The sequence below is a fragment of the Mesorhizobium sp. P3_A8 genome (assembly GCF_056402995.1).
This window is the reverse complement of sequence record NZ_JBFUGI010000013.1, coordinates 40,727-59,790: the sequence shown is the minus strand read 5'-3', so window position 1 is coordinate 59,790 and position 19,064 is coordinate 40,727. Positions and strand designations below refer to the sequence as shown.

Genomic DNA, 19,064 nt, shown 5'->3' with positions numbered 1-19,064 from the left:
ATATCTAGGCAAGATATCCGGTCGCGGCAAATTACAAAGCCAATCGGCTGCCGCGACCGCCCCTTCTTCCCATGCACACCGATCGACGAAGTGCCTGCGCGCCCCTACAGCTTCAGCACGTCGGCCCATTCAGGATGGCGGCGGAACTGGGCGTTGGCGAAGGGACAAAGCGGGATGATCTTCTTACCCACTGCCCGCGCATCCTCGACGGCACGGGTGACGAGCCGAAGCCCGGCACCCTGGCCGCGAAACGCATCCGGCACTTCCGTGTGGTCGATGATGATCTGGTGTTCGCCGATCTTGGTGAAGGTCATCTCGGCCTCGGCGCCACCGGGTCCGCGCAGGACATAGCGACCCTTGGAGCCGTGATCTTCCAGTTCGATTTCGGGCAGTTGGTCGGGCATTTCTACACTCCTTGAGCGACACCGGCGAAGAGCCGCCGGGCCGCTTCGATTTCATTCGGCCGCACCTCGTGCCCGCCTTCGTGCCACTCCACTGTGACATCGGCGCCATCGGCACGCAAATAGGCCTCGAGCCGCGTCGTCAGGTTCGGCGGGCAGATCGGATCGCGCTTGCCGGCGGTCATCAGAATATGCCGGCCGGCAAGGCTGCCCTTCACCTGCGGTTCGAACGGGATCAGCGGATGCATCAGCACCGTGGCGTCGAACAGCTCAGGCTCCGCGAACACCAATGAGGCCAGGATGTTGGCGCCGTTGGAGTAGCCGAGGCCAAGCACCGCCGACGGCTTCGCTGCCTCGACATGCGCCTTGACGAATTCAGCCATCTTGCTCGTCCCCCGCGCCAGATCGTCCATGTCGTAGACGCCCTCGCCGGTGCGGCGGAAAAAGCGCGCCGCACCGTGTTCGGATACATCGCCGCGTGGCGAGATGATGGTGGCCTGGGGCACGAGATCGCGTCCCAGTGACAGAAGCTGGCTCTCGTCACCGCCCGTACCATGGAAGACGAAGACCAAGGGGCCGCCCGGCGAACCGGGCAGCATCTTATTGATGTAAGCGTCCTTGCTCATGGCCTTAGCCTTCCAGCTTCTGCAGGTGCTGTTCAAGATAGGGCCGCAAATGCTGATGCTGCGTCGGCAGCTTCAGCGCTTCGCCCAGATGCGCGGTGTCCTCGTCCTTGTCGAAACCCGGCTCGTTGGTGGCGACTTCGAACAGCACGCCGCCCGGCGTGCGGAAATAGATCGCCCAGAAGTAATCGCGGTCGATCACCGGCGTCACCCCATAGCCCGTGTCCATCAACGCCTTGCGCACTTCGAGCTGCTTGGCGCGGTTCTCGACGGCGAAGGCGACATGGTGGACCGAGCCGGCGCCGAGATCGGCGAAGGCCGCGGTCGGCAGCGATTCGATGTCGACGACATCGGCACCATTGCCGTTCTTCACGGCAAGCCGCGTGATAGTGCCTGATTTATCGACTTCCTCGTAGCCCATGAACTTCAACAGCTCCTCGGTGGCGCCGCCATCCTTCAGCCTGAGCGAAACCGAGTGAAAGCCACGGATCGCTTCGTCGGTCGGAATGCCGCCTTTCGCCCACGGCGCACGGCCGTCTGCCTTATCCTCGACGAGCGCGAAACCGTCACCGTCGGGGCCGGCAAATCTGAGCCGCTTCTCACCAAAACTCTCCTCGCGGGAAACACCGGCCACGCCTTCATCAGCGAAGCGCTTTTCCCAATAGGCGAGCGTCCCTTCCGGCACGGAGTAGGCCGTGGTGCCGACTTCGCCGACACCGTGGCGGCCCTTGCCGATGTTTGGAAACGGAAAATAGGTCATCACCGAGCCGGGCGTGCCGGCCTCGTCGCCATAATAGAGGTGGTAGACGTCGGGCGCGTCGAAATTGACTGTCTTCTTGACCCGACGCTGGCCCAGCTTGTGGGTGAAGAAATCATTGTTCTGCCGAGCATCCCTGGCCATCGAGGTGACGTGATGCAGGCCCTTGATCTGGTCGAGCATTGTCTTGCTCCTTCCCTTGGTGTTTGTGCGGCCCTTGCCGCTGTCCACGCCAATATGAGGACACGACAGCTTGCGGCAAAGGCGGCAAACACAGAATGGACTGTGCTGTAAAAGTGAACAATCAAAAGATATTTGTTCACCAATCGACTACGCGGACGGTCTTGCGCCGCTGCCGGAAATCGGTTCCATGAACGGCATTCGACCATCCAGCGAAAGGTATCGCGCGTGACAGGAAAAGCCAGGCGCCCGAATGTTCTCCTGATCACCTGCGACCAGTGGCGCGGCGATTGCCTGTCGGCTGCCGGCCATCCCGTGGTGAAGACGCCGAACGCCGATGCGCTGGCTGCCGAGGGCATGCTGTTCAAGCGCCACTATGGCGGCGCCGCACCGTGCTCTCCAGCCCGCGCGTGCCTCTACACCGGCCTCTACCAGATGAACAACCGCGTCTGCCGCAACGGCTCGCCGCTCGACGCCCGCCACGGCAACATCGCGCTGCATGCCCGGGCCACCGGTTACGATCCGACGCTGTTCGGCTACACCGACGTGGCGCTCGATCCGCGCTTGCTGGCGCCCAACGATCCAAGGCTGAAAAGCTATGAAGGCGTGCTGCCCGGATTCACGGCGCGGCAACTGCTGCCCGAGCACCAGAAGCAATGGCTGTCCTGGCTGAAGCAGCAGGGCATCGATGCAAGCGCCGGATCTCCGGGCATTCACCGTCCCGTGGACGAGGACGCTGACGCAGTGACCGAGGCGCCGCCGATCTATTCGAAAGACCAAACGCCGACGGCTTTCCTTGCCGGTGAATTCATCCGCTGGCTCGGCGAGCAGGAGCAGGCCACGCCCTGGTTCGCGCATCTCTCCCTCATCAGCCCGCATCCACCCTTCATCGTCCCGGAGCCCTACAACACGTCATACGATCCGGCCGAAGGCCCGGCTTTTCACCGCGCGGAGAGTTGGCGGGCCGAAGCGCAAAGCCACCCCTATCTCGCCTATGATCTCAGCCGGCAGAAGCGCGCGAAATTCCGCCCCGGCGCCGCAGGCAAGGTGCACGACTGGAGCGAGGACGATTTCCGCCGCATCCGGGCGATTTATTACGGCATGATCGCGGAGGTCGACGCACAGCTTGGCCGGATATGGCAGTCACTGAAGGCTTCGGGCGCGTGGGACGACACTATCATTGTCCTCACCTCGGACCACGCCGAGATGATGGGCGACCATTACATGCTGGGCAAGGGCGGCTACTTCGACGGCAGCTACCACATCCCGCTGATCATTCGCGATCCGCGACATCGCAAGGCGGCCGGCAGCACGGTCGATCGCTTCACCGAAGCGGTAGACATCTTGCCCACACTGATAGATCTGCTTGGCGAAGCCCCAGAACCGCATCTCGACGGACACTCGCTGAAACCATTCCTGAGCGGCGGAACTCCCGTTATCTGGCGCGACGCCGCGCATTGGGAGTTCGATTTCCGCTCGATCGCCGGCGGCGAGCCCGAGCAGCACTTCGGCATTGCCTCGCGCCAGTGCAACCTCGCAGTCATCCGCACCAAAAAATTCAAATACGTGCATTTTGGCGGCGGCTTGCCACCCTTGCTTTTCAACGTCGAAACAGACCCTAGCGAACTGACCAACCTCGCCACCAGCCCTGCCCACCTGTCCACCCGTCTGGAATTCGCCGAGCGGCTTCTCGCCTGGCGCGCCGAGCATCTCGACCAGTCACTGGCGCTGGCGGAGCTGACGCAAAATGGCGTGGTTGGACATGTCAGCAGGGCAGTAAGGGAATAGGGCAGTAAGGCAGTATGTTTGGGTGTACCCGCATCGACGCCGCACCCTACTGCCCTACTGCCCTACTGCCCTACTGCCCTACTGCCCTACTGCCCTACTGCCCTACTGCCCTACTGCACAATCAACCGTTGCTGATCACGCTTCTCGGCATAGCTGCCCTTGTCATAGGCAGGCTGTGCCTCGAGCTGTTCCTTCGTGAAGGTGGTGTAGAGGTACTTCTTGCCGTCCTTGTCGGTCATGAATTTGAGGTTATCCATGCCGAGCGCCACTTCCTTCTCGCCGATGCCAAGGAAGCCTCCGACATTGACGATCACCGCATCGGTCTTCTTGTCAGGCGCCAGCACGACATCGCCGATCTCACCGACCTTGGCGTCATTGGCGCCATAGACCGTCGCGCCCTTTAGATCGTCGGCCCTGATCTCGCCGACCGGCATCTCCGTCAGCGTCGATTTGTCGATGGCTGCAGTCTGTGTCTGGTCGGGAGCGGCGGCATCAGGGGCCGTAGCCGCTGGCGCCTCGGCAGTCTTCTCCGCTGGTGCCGCGGCGGGAGCCGTGGTCGCGGCTGGAGCTGTTGCCGCAGGCTCATTGGAAGCCGTCGTTGCCGGCACCGGGTCATAGGCCTTGCGGTTGAAATCCGGCTGCGCCTGCAGCTCTTCCTTGGTGGTCTGCGCAACCAGCCAGCGGTCGCCGTCCTTCTCCGCCCACTGTGCCTTGCTGAAATCATAGGTGACGTTCTTGGCGCCTAGGCCAAGGAAGCCACCCACGCCGATGACAAGGGATTCGGCCTTGCCGTCCTTGCTCAGCACGATGTCGTTGACGTTGCCGATGTTCTGCGCGTCATCGCCAGTGCCGTTGTACACGGTCTCGCCGATGATGTTGGTGGCAAGGTTGCCATCGGAACGCTTCACCGGCTCGGCCGGGGCGGCGGCAGGCGCCTGTGCGGTATCCGTGGTCGCTGGCGCCGCCGGTGCTGCTGCGTCGGTAGACGTGGCAGGCGCCGTTGCCGGTCCGTAGGGCTTGCTGTCGAACTCCGGATGCGCCGTCAGTTCGTCCTTGCTTGTCTGGGCAACCAGCCAGCGGTCGCCGTTCTTCTCGGCCCATTGCAGCTTGTCGTAGTCGAAGGCAACGTTCTTTGCGCCAACGCCAAGGAAGCCGCCGACGCCGATGACAACCGATTTCGCCATGCCATCCTTGTCGAAGACGACATCGGTGACCTTGCCGATGTTCTCGGCATCATCGGCGGTGCCATTATAGACGGTCTCGCCGATGATGTTGGTGACGATGCTGCCTTCGGCGCGCGGCACCGGAGCGGTGGCCGCAGGCTCCTGGACGGACGGCGCGGCGGCCGGAGCCGGGGTCGTCGCGGTCTGCGCAAAGGCGCCCGTCGCGATCAGCGTTGCGAGTGCGGTCGTGGCTAAAAGGGTGCGGATCATGATGGTCTCTCCTGATGCGTGATTGGTGCAAGCCGCGTCCGGTCTAAAGTGTCGTTGAGAACCTTGGCGCGGCATCTCTACGGGTTCACAACGTTGTGACCATGCCGTTGTTCCGACAAAACTGGCGGGGATTTCTCGGCCAAAAACACGGAGCGGTTGCACAGAGTTGAAGAACACGCGCGGAATTGCGCCTTCAGACGGAACCTTTCCTGCATCGCCACGTTTCAGCCTGCGGCTGGGTTTTCCCGGCCTGTTTTGGGCTGGCATAACGGAGTGGGGCATGAAATTTGCGGCGGTGCTGAACCGGGACGGCGGCACTTTGCGCACCACTGACCTCGCCGCCTTTTCCGACAGGATGCGTCAGACGCTGGAAAGCGCCGGCCACTCCTTGAGCATCGATGTGGTTGCGGGCAAGGAGGTGGTGGAAACGCTCAACGATGCTGCTTCGCGCCGCGCCGTCGATGTCGTGCTGGCCGGTGGCGGTGACGGAACCATTTCAGCGGCGGCCGCCAGGCTGATGGGTAAGGAAAAAGCGCTTGCCATACTGCCGGCAGGCACCATGAACCTGTTCGCGCGTGGCCTTGGCATTCCACAGTCGCTTGACGCCGCGCTGAAGTCCTTCGCCGACGGCGAAATCATCGCCGTCGACATGGCCACGGCCAACGGCCGGCCGTTCATCCACCAGTTCTCGATCGGCATGCATGCCAGGATGGTACAGTTGCGCCAGGGGATGGAGTTCGGCTCGCGCCTGGGCAAGATCGGGGCTTCGGCGAAGGCAGCGTGGGCGACGATCAAGAACCCGCCGGCGATGAACGTTACGCTCGGCATCGGCGAAGCCGAGATAACGGCGCGCATCTCAGGCATCGGCGTCACCAACAATCTGTTCGGCGAAGGCCACCTGCCCTATGCCGACAACCCTTCGGGTGGCGTGCTCGGCATCTATGTCACGGTGGCGCAGCAGCGCGCCGAACTGGTGAAATTCCTGTTCAATGTGGCGCGCGGCAAATGGCGCGACAACGAACATGTCGAAATCCATCAATCCGACCGCACCGTCCTGAAAATCCATTCCGGCAGCAGAAAGTTCCGCGCCGTCATGGATGGCGAACTGGTCAGGCTGGAGCGCGAGACGACGATCGAAATTCGGCCTGGCGCGCTTAATGTCCTGGTGCCGGCCAGCATTGCCGCGGCAAAGGCGGCCTGATGCGATCTCGAACGATGACGGCCGAAGATCTAGCCGCCCGACGCATTTCCCTGCTCCGTCGCCGGCGTCTTGGCCGCTTCACCATAGATTTCAGCGATGCCCCAGGCGGCGAAGGCCAGAAGCAGCGCGGCGATCAGGATACGAAGGCCGTGCCAGCCCCACCGGCCCTGACGCGCTTTGTCCTGAGGAATGATCTTGGTCATGGTGGATCCTTGTCTCGTTTTGCCCCCGCCAGCCCGCTCGGCAAATCACGGTCGGGTAACGGTTCCTTGTTAGGATGGTTCCGAGGAAGCCGGACCCATGGGGTAAGACGGCGGGAGCCAGGCATTGGGGATTGGCTTGAATAGCAAGGCGGAAATAGGGGCGGGCCTGCCGGCCGAGGTGGCGCTTGCCGTCAATGCCGAAGACCGGCTGTCCGTGCTGCACGGGCTGGAGATGCTGGATACGGCGGCCGACCCGGACTTCGACCGCATCAGCAGCCTTGCTGCGGCCGTCATGCAGGCGCCGATCGCCCTGGTTACGCTGGTCGATCTTGAGCGGCAATGGTTCAAGTCGTGCGTTGGCCTCGACGAAACCGAGACCGCCACCGACATCTCCTTCTGTGCCCACGCCATCGCCGCCGGCGACGAGCCCATGGTGGTGACGGACGCCACGGCGGACCCACGCTTCAAAGCCAACCCGCTGGTCACTGGCAAGCATCATGTGCGCTTCTATGCCGGCGCGCCGATGGTGGTGGCAGGTGCCAGGATCGGCACGCTATGCGTGCTCGACCACGAGCCGCATGCCTTTCCATCACAGGCCAAGCTCGACCAGTTGAAGACGCTGGCAGGCCTTGCCGCCAGCCTGTTCACCTTGAAGGACGCGACCCGCAGCGGCGCCATCGCCGAGGCCGCCCTGGCGCGTGAGGAAAAACGGCGCGCCATCGCGCTCGACGCCGCCTCGCTCGCCAGCTGGGCATGGGACATCCGCACCGACATGATCGAATGCGATGTCCGGCTGTCGGAGCTGTTCGACCTGCCGCGCTCGACCCGGCTGCGCGCACGCGACATCCTGACCGCGATCGATCCGCGCGACGTCTACCAGACCGAAACCCGCTTTCGCGATGCCTTGTCCGGCAGTGACGACTACTTTGGCGAATACCGGGTGAAAGGCTTTCATCCGCCACGCTGGGTGGCGACACGCGGCCGTGTCATCGAGCGCGACGGCGACGGCAAGCCGACACTGATCTTCGGCGTCAACTACGACATCTCCGAACGCAAGCTGGGCGACGAGCGGCAGCGGCTCCTGCTGCGCGAACTCAACCACCGCGTCAAGAACACGCTGGCGACCGTCCAGGCGCTGGCGACGCAGACCGTGCGTCATGCCCGCCAGCCGAGCGAATTCCTCGAAGCCTTCGGCGCCCGGCTTCAGGCGCTGGGTATCGCCCACAATCTCTTGTCCGACCGCGAGTGGCGTGGCATCGGCATCCGCGAGCTCGTCCAGATAGAGATCAGGCCCTTTGACACCGCCGACCAGCCGCGCATCACGATCTCCGGCGCCGACCTGTTGCTGTCGCCCGACCAGGCAGTCGGCCTCGGATTGATCCTGCACGAACTGGCCAGCAATGCGCTGCAATACGGATCGCTGTCGGTTGCATCGGGCAAGGTCGATCTCGCCTGGAAGACACAAGGCAGGAAGGGTGACCGGCGCCTGGTGTTGACGTGGCGCGAAAGCGGCGGCCCTGAAGTCGCCCCGCCCGAGCGGCACGGCTTCGGCTCGATCCTCATCCGCCGCAGCCTTGCCAAGGTCATTTCAAGCGAAGTGACCCATGAGTTCCGGCCGGAGGGCGTCTTCGCCGAAATATCGCTTCCGCTGGAAGATCTGTCGAAGTGACGGAGCTTTGATCCGAGGCGGGCGCCGACGTTACTTCCCCTCGCCGGCATCCGGATCGTCGGGCTTCACATTCTCACGATAGATGGCATAGGCGGCGAGCGCCACGGCCGGGCCGAGAATGACACCGAGGCCACCCTTTCCCTTGAGCAATGCCGGCAGCACGGCAAGTGCTGCCGTGATGCCGAGCGCCTTCATGTCGGCGTTGCGCCGCCTCGCCGCGCGGCGGGCACGGGCGCCGGACATCAACCGATGGACCAGAAGAACGAGGCCGGCGATCACCAGAAAGCCGACACCGAACCCAAGCGCCGCCGCGAACGATCCATAGCGGGCGGCGGCCCAGATATAAGCTGCCCCGACCAGGAAGCCGAGACCGCAGAATGCCGCCAGCGCGGCAAGCGCATACATGATGGCCGCCGTGCGCGCACGGCGTATGGCGGCCACGGTTTCACCCGAGGCGAAACCCGAGAGCAGGGATGCCAGCAAACCCATCTCAGGCGGGACTAGCGACGCGCAAGCAGCGCGAAGAGGAAGCCGACGCCGGCGGCGATCGCCAGCGACGTCACCGGCTTTTCGCGGACATTGGCCAGCAGCTGCGCCTCTATATCCTTGGCACTGCCGCGAAGGTTGTCAAACGCCGCTTCGCCCTGCGCGCGCAATTGCTCGACGCCCTCGGTGGCCGCGCGGCGGGCAGTGCCATAGCCATGTTCACCGGTCTTGGCCAACTGCTTGGTCAGCTTGTCGATGTCGGCCTTCAACTGCCGGATGTCGGCTTCGAGGTCCGAATTCGCACGCGCTTCGTTGGCGGTCTTCCCTGCGGCGGTTGCCATTGCTTAACTCCTTGTGATTGCTCGATTTCAAACGCGCCGTGCGTCTCAAGGTTCCGGCATCGGGACAAACTAGCCGAAAACGCTAGCGTGCACCAATCGCCAACCCGTGGCGAAGGCGCTTCGTCAGATCAGCGGCCGGCGGCCCTCGCCCAGCCCTTCCCAGCCGGCGAGCGACTTGAGCCCCTCGATATCGACGACCTCGCAGCCACCATCGCGCCAGAGGATCAGCTTACGGTCCATGAGCTTGCGAATCGTCTTGTTGGTGTGAACCAGCGACAGGCCAAGCGTGTCGGCGATATGCTGTTGCGTGATCGGTATCTGGATGGATTGCTTGCCGTTCAGCCCGACAACCTTTGCACGGCTGGCTATGAAAGCAATCAGATAGGCGGCGCGCTCGATGGCGCTGCGGCGGCCGACACTGAGCAGGTTCTCATCCAGCATGCGTTCTTCACGCGATGCGATCCAGGTGATGTCGTAGCCGAGGCCCGGATGGCTGCGGTAGAGCTCGTGCAGATTGTCGCGCTCGAAGACGCAGAGCAGCATCGGCGACAAGGCCTCGACGGAATGCTGCATTTCCCCCATGACGCTGCCTTGCAGGCCGATGAGATCGCCAGGCATGAGGTAATTGAGAATCTGTCGACGACCGTCCGGCAACAGCTTGTAGCGAAACGCCCAGCCGGACAGCACCGTGTAGAGATGGGCGCTGTGGCTCCCCTCGACCAGCACCGTGGCGCCCTTGTCGACCGCGAGTTCCCCCTTTTTGAACTTGCTGATGAAAGCCAGTTCCTCCTTCTCGAATTCCCGGAAAACCGGCAATGGCCGCAAAGGACAATTCTCGCAAGGATACTGTCGGCCGGATAAAGCACGCCCATTCTGGCTTGGCATTTCGACCCTCTTCGAAAGCCTGCTCATCAGCAGGCCTGTTTTAAACGCTTTGCCGGGATCGGAGTTCCGGGGTAGAAGGCATGTCTTTTTTAAATGACAACACACGCAATAGCGATCATGACTCCCGGCGTTTCAAGGAGCCTCCACCTGTGCCCACATTGCTTGACGGATTGCGGATTCTTGTCCTGGAGGACGAATTCCTCATCGCCATGGATGTCGAGCAGCTTTGCCGCGACCATGGTGCACAAGAGGTGGTGATCGCCCGGGACCTCACGGAGATCGACGACCGAAAGGTCGCAACGCAATTCGACGCGGCTATCGTCGACCTGATGCTGGGCGGCACCTCGACGCTCGAATTCGCCGCTGGCTTGCGTGAAACCGGCTTCCCTTTCGTGTTTGCCTCCGGCTATTCGGACGCGGACGAGATCAAGGCATCCTTTCCAGGGGTGAGGCTGGTCACCAAACCCTATTCAGGCGACGATCTCGTCGAAGCGGTGGCGCTGGCCTATGGACGCGGTTCTCCGGGGTGATATTGATGCGGCAGGTCCGGATTGCGAAATCCGGACCTCACATCAGTGTGCCGCTGTCCCCGTGACCTGAGCCGAGATCGCATCGGGACCATATTCGTCCTCGCCGGATATCTTCAGGATTTCCTGCAGGCGGGTGCGGGCCCTGCTGACGCGGCTCTTGATCGTTCCGACCGCGCAACCGCAGATTTCCGCGGCCTCCTCGTAGGAGAAGCCCGATGCGCCGATGAGGATGATGGCCTCGCGCTGATCCTCCGGCAATTGCTCGAGAGCGCCCCGAAAATCCTTGAGGTCTAGTTGGCCGTGCTGGGCCGGATGCACGGCAAGCCTGGCCGTCATGATGCCGTCGCTGTCCTGCACCTCGCGGCCGCGTTTGCGCATCTGCGAATAAAATTCATTGCGCAGGATGGTGAAAAGCCATGCCTTGAGGTTGGTGCCGGGCTGAAAGCTCTCGTGCTTGTCCCAGGCTTTGACCAGCGTTTCCTGAACGAGGTCGTCGGCCTTGTCGGCATTCTGCGTCAGCGAAACGGCGAAGGCCCGCAAGCTCGGGATTGCCCCAAGCAGATCGGTCTTGAAGCCTTGGGAGACCGCGGCCATGCCTCAGTCCTTCTTCTGTGCGGGTTCGGTCTGTTCCAATTGGCTGAGCAACTGGGCAAAGCGATCCGGCACGTCGTCGGAAACCAGCTCGTCGTAATATTGTTTGAGTTTCCGCCCGATTTCGGAGTTAGCCCCTAGCGGGTCGCCTACTCCGTTCCGGCGCCTGCCCGCGGCGCCAGCCAAAATATCTTTCGTCATATCCTTCATTTCGCCCTTATATTCCCAGTACCCAGGCCGCTCATATCCAACTCAACACAAGGCAAGCGGCACCCTCGTCTGGTTGCCCATCCCGACACCAAACGCCGTTCCCGCCTATTCGTTCCATATGGGCGGAACTTTTTCGGAAAACCGGCGTTGTATTAGCGGGGCTTGCAATCAGCTTGACCTGCAATCCATGCAATCACGTCATTCTGAGGGAGACGTCTTACCATGAGTTTATCCGCCACCATCGCACCGCACCTGCCGTTCCTGCGCCGCTTCTCGCGCGCCGTATCGGGATCGCAAGAGAGTGGCGACGCGCTGGTCGCCGCGATGCTTGAGGCCATCATCGCCGACGTCGATATTTTCCCCGAGGCCTCGAGCGACCGTATCGCGCTCTACAAGGTCTTCGCCAAACTCTTCACCTCGATCGCCATCCGCGTGCCGCAGGAGCAGGCACAATCGGCGTGGGAGCAGCGCGCCGCCGCCAATCTCAACGCGATCGCACCCCTGCCCCGCCAGGCCTTCCTGCTGGTTGCCGTCGAAGGCTTCAGCGAGGACGAGGCGGCAGAGATACTGGACGTCGGCGACCAGCAATTCTCCGAACTGCTTGCCCAGGCAAGCAATGAGATTTCCCGCCAGGTGGCGACCGACGTGCTCATCATCGAGGACGAACCGCTGATCGCCATGGACATCGAGGAGATGGTCGAGAGCCTCGGTCATCGTGTCGTTGGAACGGCGCGCACACACGCCGAAGCGGTAACGATGTTCGCCAAGACACGGCCGAAGATGGTGCTGGCCGACATCCAGCTCGCCGACGGCAGTTCGGGCATCGAGGCGGTCAACGAGATCCTGTCGTCAACCTCGGTGCCGGTGATCTTCATCACTGCCTTCCCCGAGCGCCTGCTGACCGGCGAGCGCCCCGAACCGGCCTTCCTGGTGACCAAACCGTTCAACCCCGACATGGTCAAGGCGCTGATCAGCCAGGCACTATTCTTCGACCGCCAGGCGAAGGCTGCCGCATAGTTTCGCTGCTTTTTTGGCAGGGGCACACGAAATCAAAGGCCGTCTGATGCCATGCATCGGGCGGCCTTTTTTAGGCCGAACCTATCACCGAAAATTTCGTGGGGCTCCGCCCGAACCATTGGCAAGCACCGTCTTTTTCGGCAAAGGGTGGAACAAACCGCATCCACCCACGTTTTTATTGCACCATTCGGAAGGAGATGAACCATGCTTTACTGGGCGCTCGTATTTCTTGTCGTGGCGATCATAGCCGGCGCGCTTGGTTTCGGCGGCATCGCCGGTACATCTGCCGGCATAGCGCAGATATTGTTCTTCATCTTTCTCGCCTTCCTGGTCATTTCGCTTTTGGCCGGCCTGTTCAAGCGGGCGTGACGCGAACGCGCCTATTCGAGCGAACACTGGAAGCCGCACCCCTCAAACGGTTTCCAGCCACCGCCGGGCGGTATCCTTCAAAGGGACACCGTCCGGCGGACCTTTTTGGAGGCTGCTCGGCGATTTCATTTTGGGAACCCATTTGAGAGTGGGCCGTTCAGCCTGAGTTGGGTGGACAGATTGACCGATGCGTTCCAGGACTGCAGATAAAGAGGGAAACACACGGAGCGACGAAGTCATCGCGTTGCATCCTGCCGAAAGTGGCATGCAGCTTGGCCGGGCTCTTCTCCACGCACTCCACAATGCCGGCATTTCCGTCCTCTATCAGGATCGCGACATGAAAACCGTCTGGGCCCGCAACATGCGCGCCCCCTGGGTTTCGGACAGTGCCGACGGCAATGGCATACTGCCGGTGGCGCAGGCCGACCGCATCAGCGCCGCCAAGCGCGAAGTGGTCGCGACCGGCAATCCGGAGCGCCTTGAGATCAGTGTTCCGGTCGAGAATGGCGTCCGCTGGTTTCAGGTCTGGGTCGATGCCGACCGGGGCGACGCCGGCGACGTGCAAGGTGTCGTCACCACCATGGTCGAGACCACCGAGCAGAAGCGGCGCGAACAGACACTGACAACGCTGCTGCGCGAGGTCAGCCACCGCTCGAAGAATCTCCTGGCGATCATCCAGAGCATCGCGACCCAGACCGGTCGCTATTCCGACGGCATCGGCGACTTCCTGACCCGCTTTCGCGGCCGGCTGCAGTCGCTGGCCTCGTCCCAGGATCTGGTGACCTCCTCGAACTGGCGCGGTGCGGCCCTTCATGAACTGGTGATGGGCCAGGTCGGCCGTTATGGGACAAACACATCGCACAGCCTTCGCTTCCGGGGCGCCAACCCCTATCTCAATCCCAATGCCGCCCTGCATATCGGCTTGGCGATGCATGAACTTGCGGTCAACTCGGTCAGTTACGGCGCCTTGTCCCGGCAAGATGGATTCGTCGAAGTGACCGCCAATCTCAACACCGCCGCCACTGGGGAAGTCGCCCTGTCGCTGACATGGGCCGAAACCATCGGAACCGATGCCGGTCGCAATCAAAAGCGCTTCGGCAGCGTCGCGCTGGAGCGGGTGGTGCCGGCATCCCTGAGCGGAACCGCGAGCCTCGACATCGCGGACGGCCACCTCGAATACCGCCTTGTCGTCCCGCACAGCAATTTCGAGACGCAGTGAGCCGCCTGCGGCAACAACGATCCTTAACCGGCTGTTCACCATAAGAGCGGATGCTGTTTTACCCAGATACCGCCGCAATCCGCCGGGTTGCGGCACGGTGTGGGGAGGAATGCTTGACAGTCGCCGACATGAACAGACTGGAACAGGCCGCCCGTATTTCGATGGGCGAATTCCAGGATCCTGAAGCATCCGCGGAAACGCTTCCCCAGCCGCATCACACATTGCTGTGGGGCATCGTCCTGGCGGCGGCCGCGACAATCCTCCTCATCGCCCTGTTCCAGCTGACCTGACCGAAATCTGCTGCCGGCAATAGTGCGTGGTGTTTAACCGCTTGCTGCAGCGGCATTTATTCGCGTGTCACCCCACCCGCTCAGGAACTTTTGACCGATGTGGGTCGTTATTGCGGCGAGAGGGCATGTCGCCATGGAACACATCGCTGCATTTTTGCTTGTCATCGGTTGCACCAATTCGATGACCGAGTGCCGTGAGTTGCAGGTGCCGGTGAGCATTTTCGAAACCGCCGACGAATGTACCGCAGAGCGCCCCTTTGCCATGGGCGACGTGCAGGGACAGGCACAGCGTATCGTCGCCAAATGTCTCGCTGTCGATCCCGCGCTCGAGGATGACTATGATCAGATCGTCTGGAATGTGCGTCCGGATGGTAACCTTGATGCCTCTCTGGCAATTTCCAGCCTGGTCATGGCATCGAACGCAATGCGCCCAGAAAAAGACTATCTTAGCCAACAATAAATTCCAGCAGCAAAGGCCGTCATTTCGTGCTAAATGGCTGTCGGAGCTTACCAAAGTGTGGACACAAAGTGAGGAGTGACTCTATGCGGAAGATTATTATTGCCATGGCTGCGGTGGTTGCCGTCAGCGGCTGTACCTCGACCGAGGAGAACGTTGTCGGCGGCGGCTTGATTGGCGCCGGTATCGGCGGCTTGGTCGGCGGCGGCAAGGGCGCGCTGATCGGTGCGGCTGTCGGTGCCGGGTCCGGCCTGCTGGTCCGCAGGCTGCAGAACGGCCGATGCAAGTATCGTGATAGGCACGGCAATATCTACATCGCCCGCTGCAACTAATTCGGCGATAACAGTCGATCCGGGGACCGGTCCGCTGGTCTCCGGATTTTCTCGCTTGGAACGCCTTTACGTCTGACGGTGCGCCGTCAGCCCGTGAGCGGAATTTTTATTTCCACCTTCAGACCATCGGCTTGAAAATCGCGCTTGATCGTGCCGCGCAGTTCGCGCGTGACGTTGAGGTCGATCAGCTTGGTGCCGAACCCGGTCTCGGCAGGCGCCTCGACTTTCTTCTTCCCGGTCTCCCGCCAATTCAGTGCCAGCGTTCGCTCGCGCCCTGGCCCTTCCAGCGACCAGTCCACCTTGAGCGCCCAATCACTTCTGACCGAGTTGGCGAAAGTTCCGGCTTCGCCATATTTCAGCGCATTGGTTGCCAGCTCATGGAAGGTCAGGCCAAGCGCTTGCGTCGTGGTCTCGTCGAGCAACACCTCCGGCCCCGACAGCAACCCTTCCGGCAAGTCCTTGCCGAACACCTGGCCAAGTTCAATGCGCAGCAGATCGGCGAGATCGGCCTTCTGCCAGCGCGAGCGCGTCAGCATGTCCTGGGAGGCCGCCATCGCCTGCAGCCTGGCCGAGAAGGATGCCGAAAACTCGCTGACGTCGGTCGCCCGCAAAGCCGTCTGCCGCGCGATCGCCAACACCCTGGTGATCGAATTCTTGATGCGATGCTTCATCTCCTGCAGCATCAGGTCTTTTTCGAGCAAGCTCTTTTCGGTCGTCTCGTGCAGGCGCGATGCCGCCTCATAGGCCCGCTGCTGATAGCGCGCCACCAGCGCGATGGCGCCCGCCGCCAGCAGGCCGAACAGCCCCAGCATCACCGGAATGGCGCGCGACGACGGCTGCGAGAAGGCGCTGGTCGGCCTGAACAACACCGTCCACGGGCGCCCGGCCACCGTGATCTTGCGGGTGACCAGCAACCGGTCGCCAAAGGATGAAGCCGGCGGCGTCTCCGACCGGAACAACAGGTCGTCGCTGTTCACCGCGCCGTCATAAATCTCGGTGTTGACCGGCAGCAGTGGCGCCCGGCTGAGTGCGATCTGGAACAGGTCGCGGGCCCGGAAGGCCGCGTAGAGAAAGCCCGCGGTCGAGGATCGCGATGCGTTGATGACCTCCGGCGCGGTTTCGACATTGAGCCGCACGAAGACCAGGAAGCCGGTGAAGGTCTGTGTCGCACCCGTGCCCTGGCCCAGTTGCACCAGCCCGCTCGCATGCTGCTGGTCATCGGCCATAGCCTTTTCGATCGCCACGCGCCGCACCGGTTCGCTGAACATGTCGTAGCCGATGCTGGACTGGTTGGACGGATCCAGCGGCTCGAAAAGCATGATGGGCGCGCGCCAGGGCTGCGTCGTGTCCGGATAGACCGGATGGCTGGCGCCGAAATCGTGGAGGATGTCGCGTTCGACCGCCGCTTCGTCACCCGTCTTGACGAGGCCGAGGAAGCCGATGCCGCGTAGGCCGGCGAAATTGTTGTCGACATCCAGCGCGTTGAAGAACGCCTTGAACTCGTTCTGGGAGATGTCGCCATTGCGGGCGTCGAACAGCGCCTGCGTCGACCGCAGCAGCGACAAATGCAGGTCGATACGGCTCTCGATCCTGTTGAGGGCGTCGTCGGCCGCCGCTTCGAACTTGATGCGGGAGGCTTCCTGCGTCGCGAAATAAGCGTACCCCGCCATGGTCATGCTGATCAGCGCAACGGCGATGAACGCGACAATCGGAAAGAGTTTCTTCAACGGATGATGCGGTCCATGGGGCAATACCGGACCTTTATGGGCAAGTCGCCGGGCCAACACAATGGCAAGGCCAAGCCATCGCGATCACTGGCATATCACGTGACCGGCAACCGGCCATGCCGATCAAACCCATACCGGACCGCCCGCAGGCCTCAGGCGGCGATCTTCAGCGCGCCCGGCCCGGGAATGGCACCCGGAGGACATTTGCCCAGGATGATCATGCCGAGCACCTCGTCCTGCGTCACATCGGTGGTGCGCGCGGTGCCGACGACCTGGCCGTTCTTCATCACGCAGACCCGGTCGGCCAGTTCGAACACATCGTGGATGTCGTGGCTGATCAGGAAGATGCCTATACCATCGGATTTGAGCTGCTTGACCAGTTCGCCGACCTGCGCCGTCTCCTGCGGGCCAAGGGCCGCCGTCGGCTCGTCCATGATCAGGATGCGGGCGTTGAACAGGATCGCGCGTGCGATCGCCACCGACTGCCGTTGGCCGCCAGACAGCTTGATCACCGGCTCCTTGAAGCGCTGGAAGCGCGGATTGAGCCGGCCCATCACCTTGCGCGCCTCGGCCTCCATCGCAACGTCGTCGAGCGTGCCCCATCCGGTCATCAGCTCGCGGCCGAGGAACAGATTGGCGGCGGCGTCGACATTATCGGCCAGCGCCAGCGTTTGGTAGATCGTCTCGATGCCGTATTTCTTGGCATCGCGCGGATTGGCGATCGAAGCCTCCTCGCCATTGACGAAGATCTGGCCGGCATCGCGCTTGTAGGCGCCGGACAGGATTTTGATCAGCGTCGACTTGCCGGCGCCGTTATGGCCAAGCAGCGCCACGACCTCGCCCGGGAAAAGATCGATCGAGGCGTCGTCGACGGCCCGGATGCCGCCAAAGGCGATCGAGATGTTGCGCATGTCGATCAGGGCGGTGGCTGCAGGAGCAGTCTTGTCAATCATGGCGATGCCTCCCCTAAACGCGCTTGCGGTAAACAGTGTCGAGCCACACGGCGATGACCAGCACTGCGCCGACGACGATGCTCTGCAGCGGCGAGTCGATGCCGAGCAGCACCATGCCCGACTGCAATGATTGCATCAAAAGCGCGCCCAGCATGGCGCCCATCACCGTGCCTGCGCCGCCGGCGAGTGACGTGCCGCCGATGACAGCGGCGGCGATGACCAGAAGCTCGTCCAGCGTGCCCAGCGCATTGGTCGACGCGTTGAGGCGGGCCGACGAGATCGCCGCGCTGATCGCGGCCAGCACACCCATAATCATGAACACCTTCATGGTCACCCAACGGGTGTTGATGCCGGCAAGTTCGGCCGCCTCCGGATTGCCGCCAATGGCAAAGACATAGCGGCCGAAACGCGTGCGCTTGGTGATGAAGGTCATGATAATGCCGACAGTCACCGCCATCAGCACCGGTATGGCAATGCCATGCGCGATGAACAGCCCGCCTGCGGGAATGGTAATGCCGTTCTGCTGGGCGTACTGGCGCACGATGCCGATCGGCCATGGATAGGAATTGGCGATCCAGACGGCGCCAAGGATGGCGGCGCAAGCAACCACGCCAAGCAAGGTCTCGGCCCAAACCGGGCGCAGCGGAAAGTTGAACCGCTTGCGCTGCGACCTGCCGTTGAGCAGCATGAAGGCGACCGCCACGCAGGCGACGACACCGACGATCCAGCTGGCGGTAGCGCCGATCGAGCCGCGTGGTCCGCCGCCCATCAGCTGGAAGGTTGTGTCGAGCGGCGCGACCGTGCGCCCGCTGGTGATCAGCCATGCCATGCCGCGCCAGACCAGCAGGCCGCCCAGCGTCACGATGAAGGCCGGAACCTCCATATAGGCGATGATAAAGCCCTGGAATGCGCCGATCAGGAGACCAAGCACCACACCGGCCGCCAGCGCGATGATCCAAAGCCACGGATTTCCAAGCTGGAAACCGATGACGCGAATGAGGAATTCGGCCTGCGCCACGCCCATGATCATGCCGATCACGCCTTCGACGGATCCGACCGAGAGGTCGATGTTGCGCATGACGATAACCAGCACCATGCCGGTCGCCATGATCGCGACCGACGAGGTCTGCACCGATAGGTTCCACAGATTGCGCGGTGTCAGGAAAAGCCCGCCCGACAGGATATGGATGCCGACCCAGATGACCAGCAGCGCCCCGACCATGCCGAGCATGCGCGTGTCGAGTTCGGTAGCCTTGAGGAACCGTCCAACGGCGCTGAGTTCGGATGCACGCGCCTTGTCCGCCGCGGTGCTGCCGACCGGTTGATTAGAGGTCGTGTCGGTCATGCTATCCTCCCACCGGTTTACCGTCTGGCGCGGATGCCGGAACATGGATGCTATTTG

The 19,064-nt window shown here is 62.4% G+C and carries 23 protein-coding genes; 10 read left to right on the top strand and 13 right to left on the bottom strand.

The features are described 5' to 3' along the window. Positions 1 to 104: 104 nt before the first annotated feature. From AC1DX4_RS27105 to AC1DX4_RS27095, 3 genes are read right to left on the bottom strand one after another with little or no spacing between them, the layout of a single operon-like run. Positions 105 to 404: a GNAT family N-acetyltransferase gene (locus tag AC1DX4_RS27105; protein ID WP_477223223.1), complete on the bottom strand. Its 300-nt coding sequence runs from the start codon at positions 402 to 404 to the stop codon at positions 105 to 107. 2 nt (positions 405 to 406) lie between these two features. Continuing rightward, a complete protein-coding gene (locus AC1DX4_RS27100; protein ID WP_477223222.1) occupies positions 407 to 1,027 on the bottom strand; it encodes an alpha/beta hydrolase in 621 nt (206 codons plus the stop codon). Positions 1,028 to 1,031: 4 nt separating this feature from the next. Continuing rightward, a complete protein-coding gene (locus AC1DX4_RS27095; RefSeq protein WP_477223221.1) occupies positions 1,032 to 1,964 on the bottom strand; it encodes a VOC family protein in 933 nt (310 codons plus the stop codon). A gap of 225 nt (positions 1,965 to 2,189) precedes the next feature. On the opposite strand from AC1DX4_RS27095, the gene AC1DX4_RS27090 reads away from it, so the two are divergent. After that, positions 2,190 to 3,749, top strand: coding sequence for an alkaline phosphatase family protein (locus tag AC1DX4_RS27090; protein WP_477223220.1), 1,560 nt, complete (start codon positions 2,190 to 2,192; stop codon positions 3,747 to 3,749). 110 nt (positions 3,750 to 3,859) lie between these two features. On the opposite strand, the gene AC1DX4_RS27085 is transcribed toward AC1DX4_RS27090, so the two are convergent. Beyond that, positions 3,860 to 5,182, bottom strand: a complete 1,323-nt coding sequence (locus AC1DX4_RS27085; RefSeq protein WP_477223219.1) for a PRC-barrel domain-containing protein — start codon at positions 5,180 to 5,182, stop codon at positions 3,860 to 3,862. A gap of 280 nt (positions 5,183 to 5,462) precedes the next feature. Between AC1DX4_RS27085 and AC1DX4_RS27080 the strand changes: the two genes are divergently transcribed. Beyond that, positions 5,463 to 6,383: a diacylglycerol/lipid kinase family protein gene (locus AC1DX4_RS27080; protein ID WP_477223218.1), complete on the top strand. Its 921-nt coding sequence runs from the start codon at positions 5,463 to 5,465 to the stop codon at positions 6,381 to 6,383. A 29-nt stretch (positions 6,384 to 6,412) separates the two neighbouring features. Here AC1DX4_RS27080 and AC1DX4_RS27075 read toward each other — a convergent pair whose 3' ends face one another. Then, positions 6,413 to 6,586: a hypothetical protein gene (locus AC1DX4_RS27075; protein WP_477223217.1), complete on the bottom strand. Its 174-nt coding sequence runs from the start codon at positions 6,584 to 6,586 to the stop codon at positions 6,413 to 6,415. 136 nt (positions 6,587 to 6,722) lie between these two features. On the opposite strand from AC1DX4_RS27075, the gene AC1DX4_RS27070 reads away from it, so the two are divergent. After that, positions 6,723 to 8,255, top strand: a complete 1,533-nt coding sequence (locus AC1DX4_RS27070; protein ID WP_477223216.1) for a sensor histidine kinase — start codon at positions 6,723 to 6,725, stop codon at positions 8,253 to 8,255. 30 nt (positions 8,256 to 8,285) lie between these two features. On the opposite strand, the gene AC1DX4_RS27065 is transcribed toward AC1DX4_RS27070, so the two are convergent. The 3 genes from AC1DX4_RS27065 to AC1DX4_RS27055 form a co-directional block, all read right to left on the bottom strand. Further along, positions 8,286 to 8,744 (bottom strand): hypothetical protein, encoded by a 459-nt coding sequence (locus AC1DX4_RS27065; RefSeq protein ID WP_477223215.1) that lies wholly within the window; start codon positions 8,742 to 8,744, stop codon positions 8,286 to 8,288. A gap of 11 nt (positions 8,745 to 8,755) precedes the next feature. Further along, positions 8,756 to 9,082: an ElaB/YgaM/YqjD family protein gene (locus AC1DX4_RS27060; protein WP_095201311.1), complete on the bottom strand. Its 327-nt coding sequence runs from the start codon at positions 9,080 to 9,082 to the stop codon at positions 8,756 to 8,758. A 123-nt stretch (positions 9,083 to 9,205) separates the two neighbouring features. After that, complete coding sequence (locus AC1DX4_RS27055; protein WP_477223214.1) at positions 9,206 to 9,967, bottom strand: Crp/Fnr family transcriptional regulator; 762 nt, start codon at positions 9,965 to 9,967, stop codon at positions 9,206 to 9,208. A gap of 80 nt (positions 9,968 to 10,047) precedes the next feature. On the opposite strand from AC1DX4_RS27055, the gene AC1DX4_RS27050 reads away from it, so the two are divergent. Then, the gene (locus tag AC1DX4_RS27050; RefSeq protein WP_477223213.1) at positions 10,048 to 10,497 is read left to right on the top strand and encodes a response regulator; all 450 of its coding nucleotides are present in this window, start codon (positions 10,048 to 10,050) and stop codon (positions 10,495 to 10,497) included. 42 nt (positions 10,498 to 10,539) lie between these two features. Here the strand turns inward: AC1DX4_RS27050 and AC1DX4_RS27045 are convergent, their stop codons facing one another. Together AC1DX4_RS27045 and AC1DX4_RS27040 are read right to left on the bottom strand one after the other, a co-directional pair. After that, entirely contained in the window at positions 10,540 to 11,091 is a 552-nt protein-coding gene (locus AC1DX4_RS27045; protein WP_010911883.1) for an RNA polymerase sigma factor, read from the bottom strand. A gap of 3 nt (positions 11,092 to 11,094) precedes the next feature. Next, positions 11,095 to 11,298: a NepR family anti-sigma factor gene (locus tag AC1DX4_RS27040; protein WP_477223212.1), complete on the bottom strand. Its 204-nt coding sequence runs from the start codon at positions 11,296 to 11,298 to the stop codon at positions 11,095 to 11,097. Between the two features lie 222 nt (positions 11,299 to 11,520). Between AC1DX4_RS27040 and AC1DX4_RS27035 the strand changes: the two genes are divergently transcribed. From AC1DX4_RS27035 to AC1DX4_RS27010, 6 genes are all read left to right on the top strand, one after another. Further along, complete coding sequence (locus AC1DX4_RS27035) at positions 11,521 to 12,315, top strand: response regulator (protein ID WP_477223211.1); 795 nt, start codon at positions 11,521 to 11,523, stop codon at positions 12,313 to 12,315. A gap of 204 nt (positions 12,316 to 12,519) precedes the next feature. Next, positions 12,520 to 12,684 (top strand): DUF1328 domain-containing protein, encoded by a 165-nt coding sequence (locus AC1DX4_RS27030; protein ID WP_027031438.1) that lies wholly within the window; start codon positions 12,520 to 12,522, stop codon positions 12,682 to 12,684. Between the two features lie 187 nt (positions 12,685 to 12,871). Next, positions 12,872 to 13,903, top strand: coding sequence for a sensor histidine kinase (locus tag AC1DX4_RS27025; RefSeq protein WP_477223210.1), 1,032 nt, complete (start codon positions 12,872 to 12,874; stop codon positions 13,901 to 13,903). Positions 13,904 to 14,016: 113 nt separating this feature from the next. Further along, positions 14,017 to 14,193 (top strand): hypothetical protein, encoded by a 177-nt coding sequence (locus tag AC1DX4_RS27020; protein ID WP_477223209.1) that lies wholly within the window; start codon positions 14,017 to 14,019, stop codon positions 14,191 to 14,193. A 133-nt stretch (positions 14,194 to 14,326) separates the two neighbouring features. Beyond that, complete coding sequence (locus AC1DX4_RS27015) at positions 14,327 to 14,653, top strand: hypothetical protein (RefSeq protein WP_477223208.1); 327 nt, start codon at positions 14,327 to 14,329, stop codon at positions 14,651 to 14,653. Between the two features lie 83 nt (positions 14,654 to 14,736). Further along, the gene (locus AC1DX4_RS27010) at positions 14,737 to 14,982 is read left to right on the top strand and encodes a YMGG-like glycine zipper-containing protein (RefSeq protein ID WP_477223207.1); all 246 of its coding nucleotides are present in this window, start codon (positions 14,737 to 14,739) and stop codon (positions 14,980 to 14,982) included. An 86-nt stretch (positions 14,983 to 15,068) separates the two neighbouring features. Here the strand turns inward: AC1DX4_RS27010 and AC1DX4_RS27005 are convergent, their stop codons facing one another. The 3 genes from AC1DX4_RS27005 to AC1DX4_RS26995 form a co-directional block, all read right to left on the bottom strand. Beyond that, complete coding sequence (locus tag AC1DX4_RS27005) at positions 15,069 to 16,709, bottom strand: CHASE domain-containing protein (protein ID WP_477223206.1); 1,641 nt, start codon at positions 16,707 to 16,709, stop codon at positions 15,069 to 15,071. Between the two features lie 152 nt (positions 16,710 to 16,861). Then, positions 16,862 to 17,662 (bottom strand): ATP-binding cassette domain-containing protein, encoded by an 801-nt coding sequence (locus AC1DX4_RS27000; RefSeq protein ID WP_477223205.1) that lies wholly within the window; start codon positions 17,660 to 17,662, stop codon positions 16,862 to 16,864. Between the two features lie 13 nt (positions 17,663 to 17,675). Continuing rightward, a complete protein-coding gene (locus AC1DX4_RS26995) occupies positions 17,676 to 19,007 on the bottom strand; it encodes a sugar ABC transporter permease (protein ID WP_477223204.1) in 1,332 nt (443 codons plus the stop codon). Positions 19,008 to 19,064: the final 57 nt, after the last annotated feature.

What these genes read in the sequence shown, in the direction of transcription:
- AC1DX4_RS27105 (WP_477223223.1), bottom strand. Translation starts at nt 404, where the DNA reads ATGCCCGACCAACTGCCCGAAATCGAACTGGAAGATCACGGCTCCAAG.
- AC1DX4_RS27100 (WP_477223222.1), bottom strand. Translation starts at nt 1,027, where the DNA reads ATGAGCAAGGACGCTTACATCAATAAGATGCTGCCCGGTTCGCCGGGC.
- AC1DX4_RS27095 (WP_477223221.1), bottom strand. Translation starts at nt 1,964, where the DNA reads ATGCTCGACCAGATCAAGGGCCTGCATCACGTCACCTCGATGGCCAGG.
- AC1DX4_RS27085 (WP_477223219.1), bottom strand. Translation starts at nt 5,182, where the DNA reads ATGATCCGCACCCTTTTAGCCACGACCGCACTCGCAACGCTGATCGCG.
- AC1DX4_RS27080 (WP_477223218.1), top strand. Translation starts at nt 5,463, where the DNA reads ATGAAATTTGCGGCGGTGCTGAACCGGGACGGCGGCACTTTGCGCACC.
- AC1DX4_RS27075 (WP_477223217.1), bottom strand. Translation starts at nt 6,586, where the DNA reads ATGACCAAGATCATTCCTCAGGACAAAGCGCGTCAGGGCCGGTGGGGC.
- AC1DX4_RS27065 (WP_477223215.1), bottom strand. Translation starts at nt 8,744, where the DNA reads ATGGGTTTGCTGGCATCCCTGCTCTCGGGTTTCGCCTCGGGTGAAACC.
- AC1DX4_RS27060 (WP_095201311.1), bottom strand. Translation starts at nt 9,082, where the DNA reads ATGGCAACCGCCGCAGGGAAGACCGCCAACGAAGCGCGTGCGAATTCG.
- AC1DX4_RS27055 (WP_477223214.1), bottom strand. Translation starts at nt 9,967, where the DNA reads ATGCCAAGCCAGAATGGGCGTGCTTTATCCGGCCGACAGTATCCTTGC.
- AC1DX4_RS27050 (WP_477223213.1), top strand. Translation starts at nt 10,048, where the DNA reads ATGTCTTTTTTAAATGACAACACACGCAATAGCGATCATGACTCCCGG.
- AC1DX4_RS27045 (WP_010911883.1), bottom strand. Translation starts at nt 11,091, where the DNA reads ATGGCCGCGGTCTCCCAAGGCTTCAAGACCGATCTGCTTGGGGCAATC.
- AC1DX4_RS27040 (WP_477223212.1), bottom strand. Translation starts at nt 11,298, where the DNA reads ATGAAGGATATGACGAAAGATATTTTGGCTGGCGCCGCGGGCAGGCGC.
- AC1DX4_RS27035 (WP_477223211.1), top strand. Translation starts at nt 11,521, where the DNA reads ATGAGTTTATCCGCCACCATCGCACCGCACCTGCCGTTCCTGCGCCGC.
- AC1DX4_RS27030 (WP_027031438.1), top strand. Translation starts at nt 12,520, where the DNA reads ATGCTTTACTGGGCGCTCGTATTTCTTGTCGTGGCGATCATAGCCGGC.
- AC1DX4_RS27025 (WP_477223210.1), top strand. Translation starts at nt 12,872, where the DNA reads ATGCGTTCCAGGACTGCAGATAAAGAGGGAAACACACGGAGCGACGAA.
- AC1DX4_RS27015 (WP_477223208.1), top strand. Translation starts at nt 14,327, where the DNA reads ATGGAACACATCGCTGCATTTTTGCTTGTCATCGGTTGCACCAATTCG.
- AC1DX4_RS27010 (WP_477223207.1), top strand. Translation starts at nt 14,737, where the DNA reads ATGCGGAAGATTATTATTGCCATGGCTGCGGTGGTTGCCGTCAGCGGC.
- AC1DX4_RS27000 (WP_477223205.1), bottom strand. Translation starts at nt 17,662, where the DNA reads ATGATTGACAAGACTGCTCCTGCAGCCACCGCCCTGATCGACATGCGC.
- AC1DX4_RS26995 (WP_477223204.1), bottom strand. Translation starts at nt 19,007, where the DNA reads ATGACCGACACGACCTCTAATCAACCGGTCGGCAGCACCGCGGCGGAC.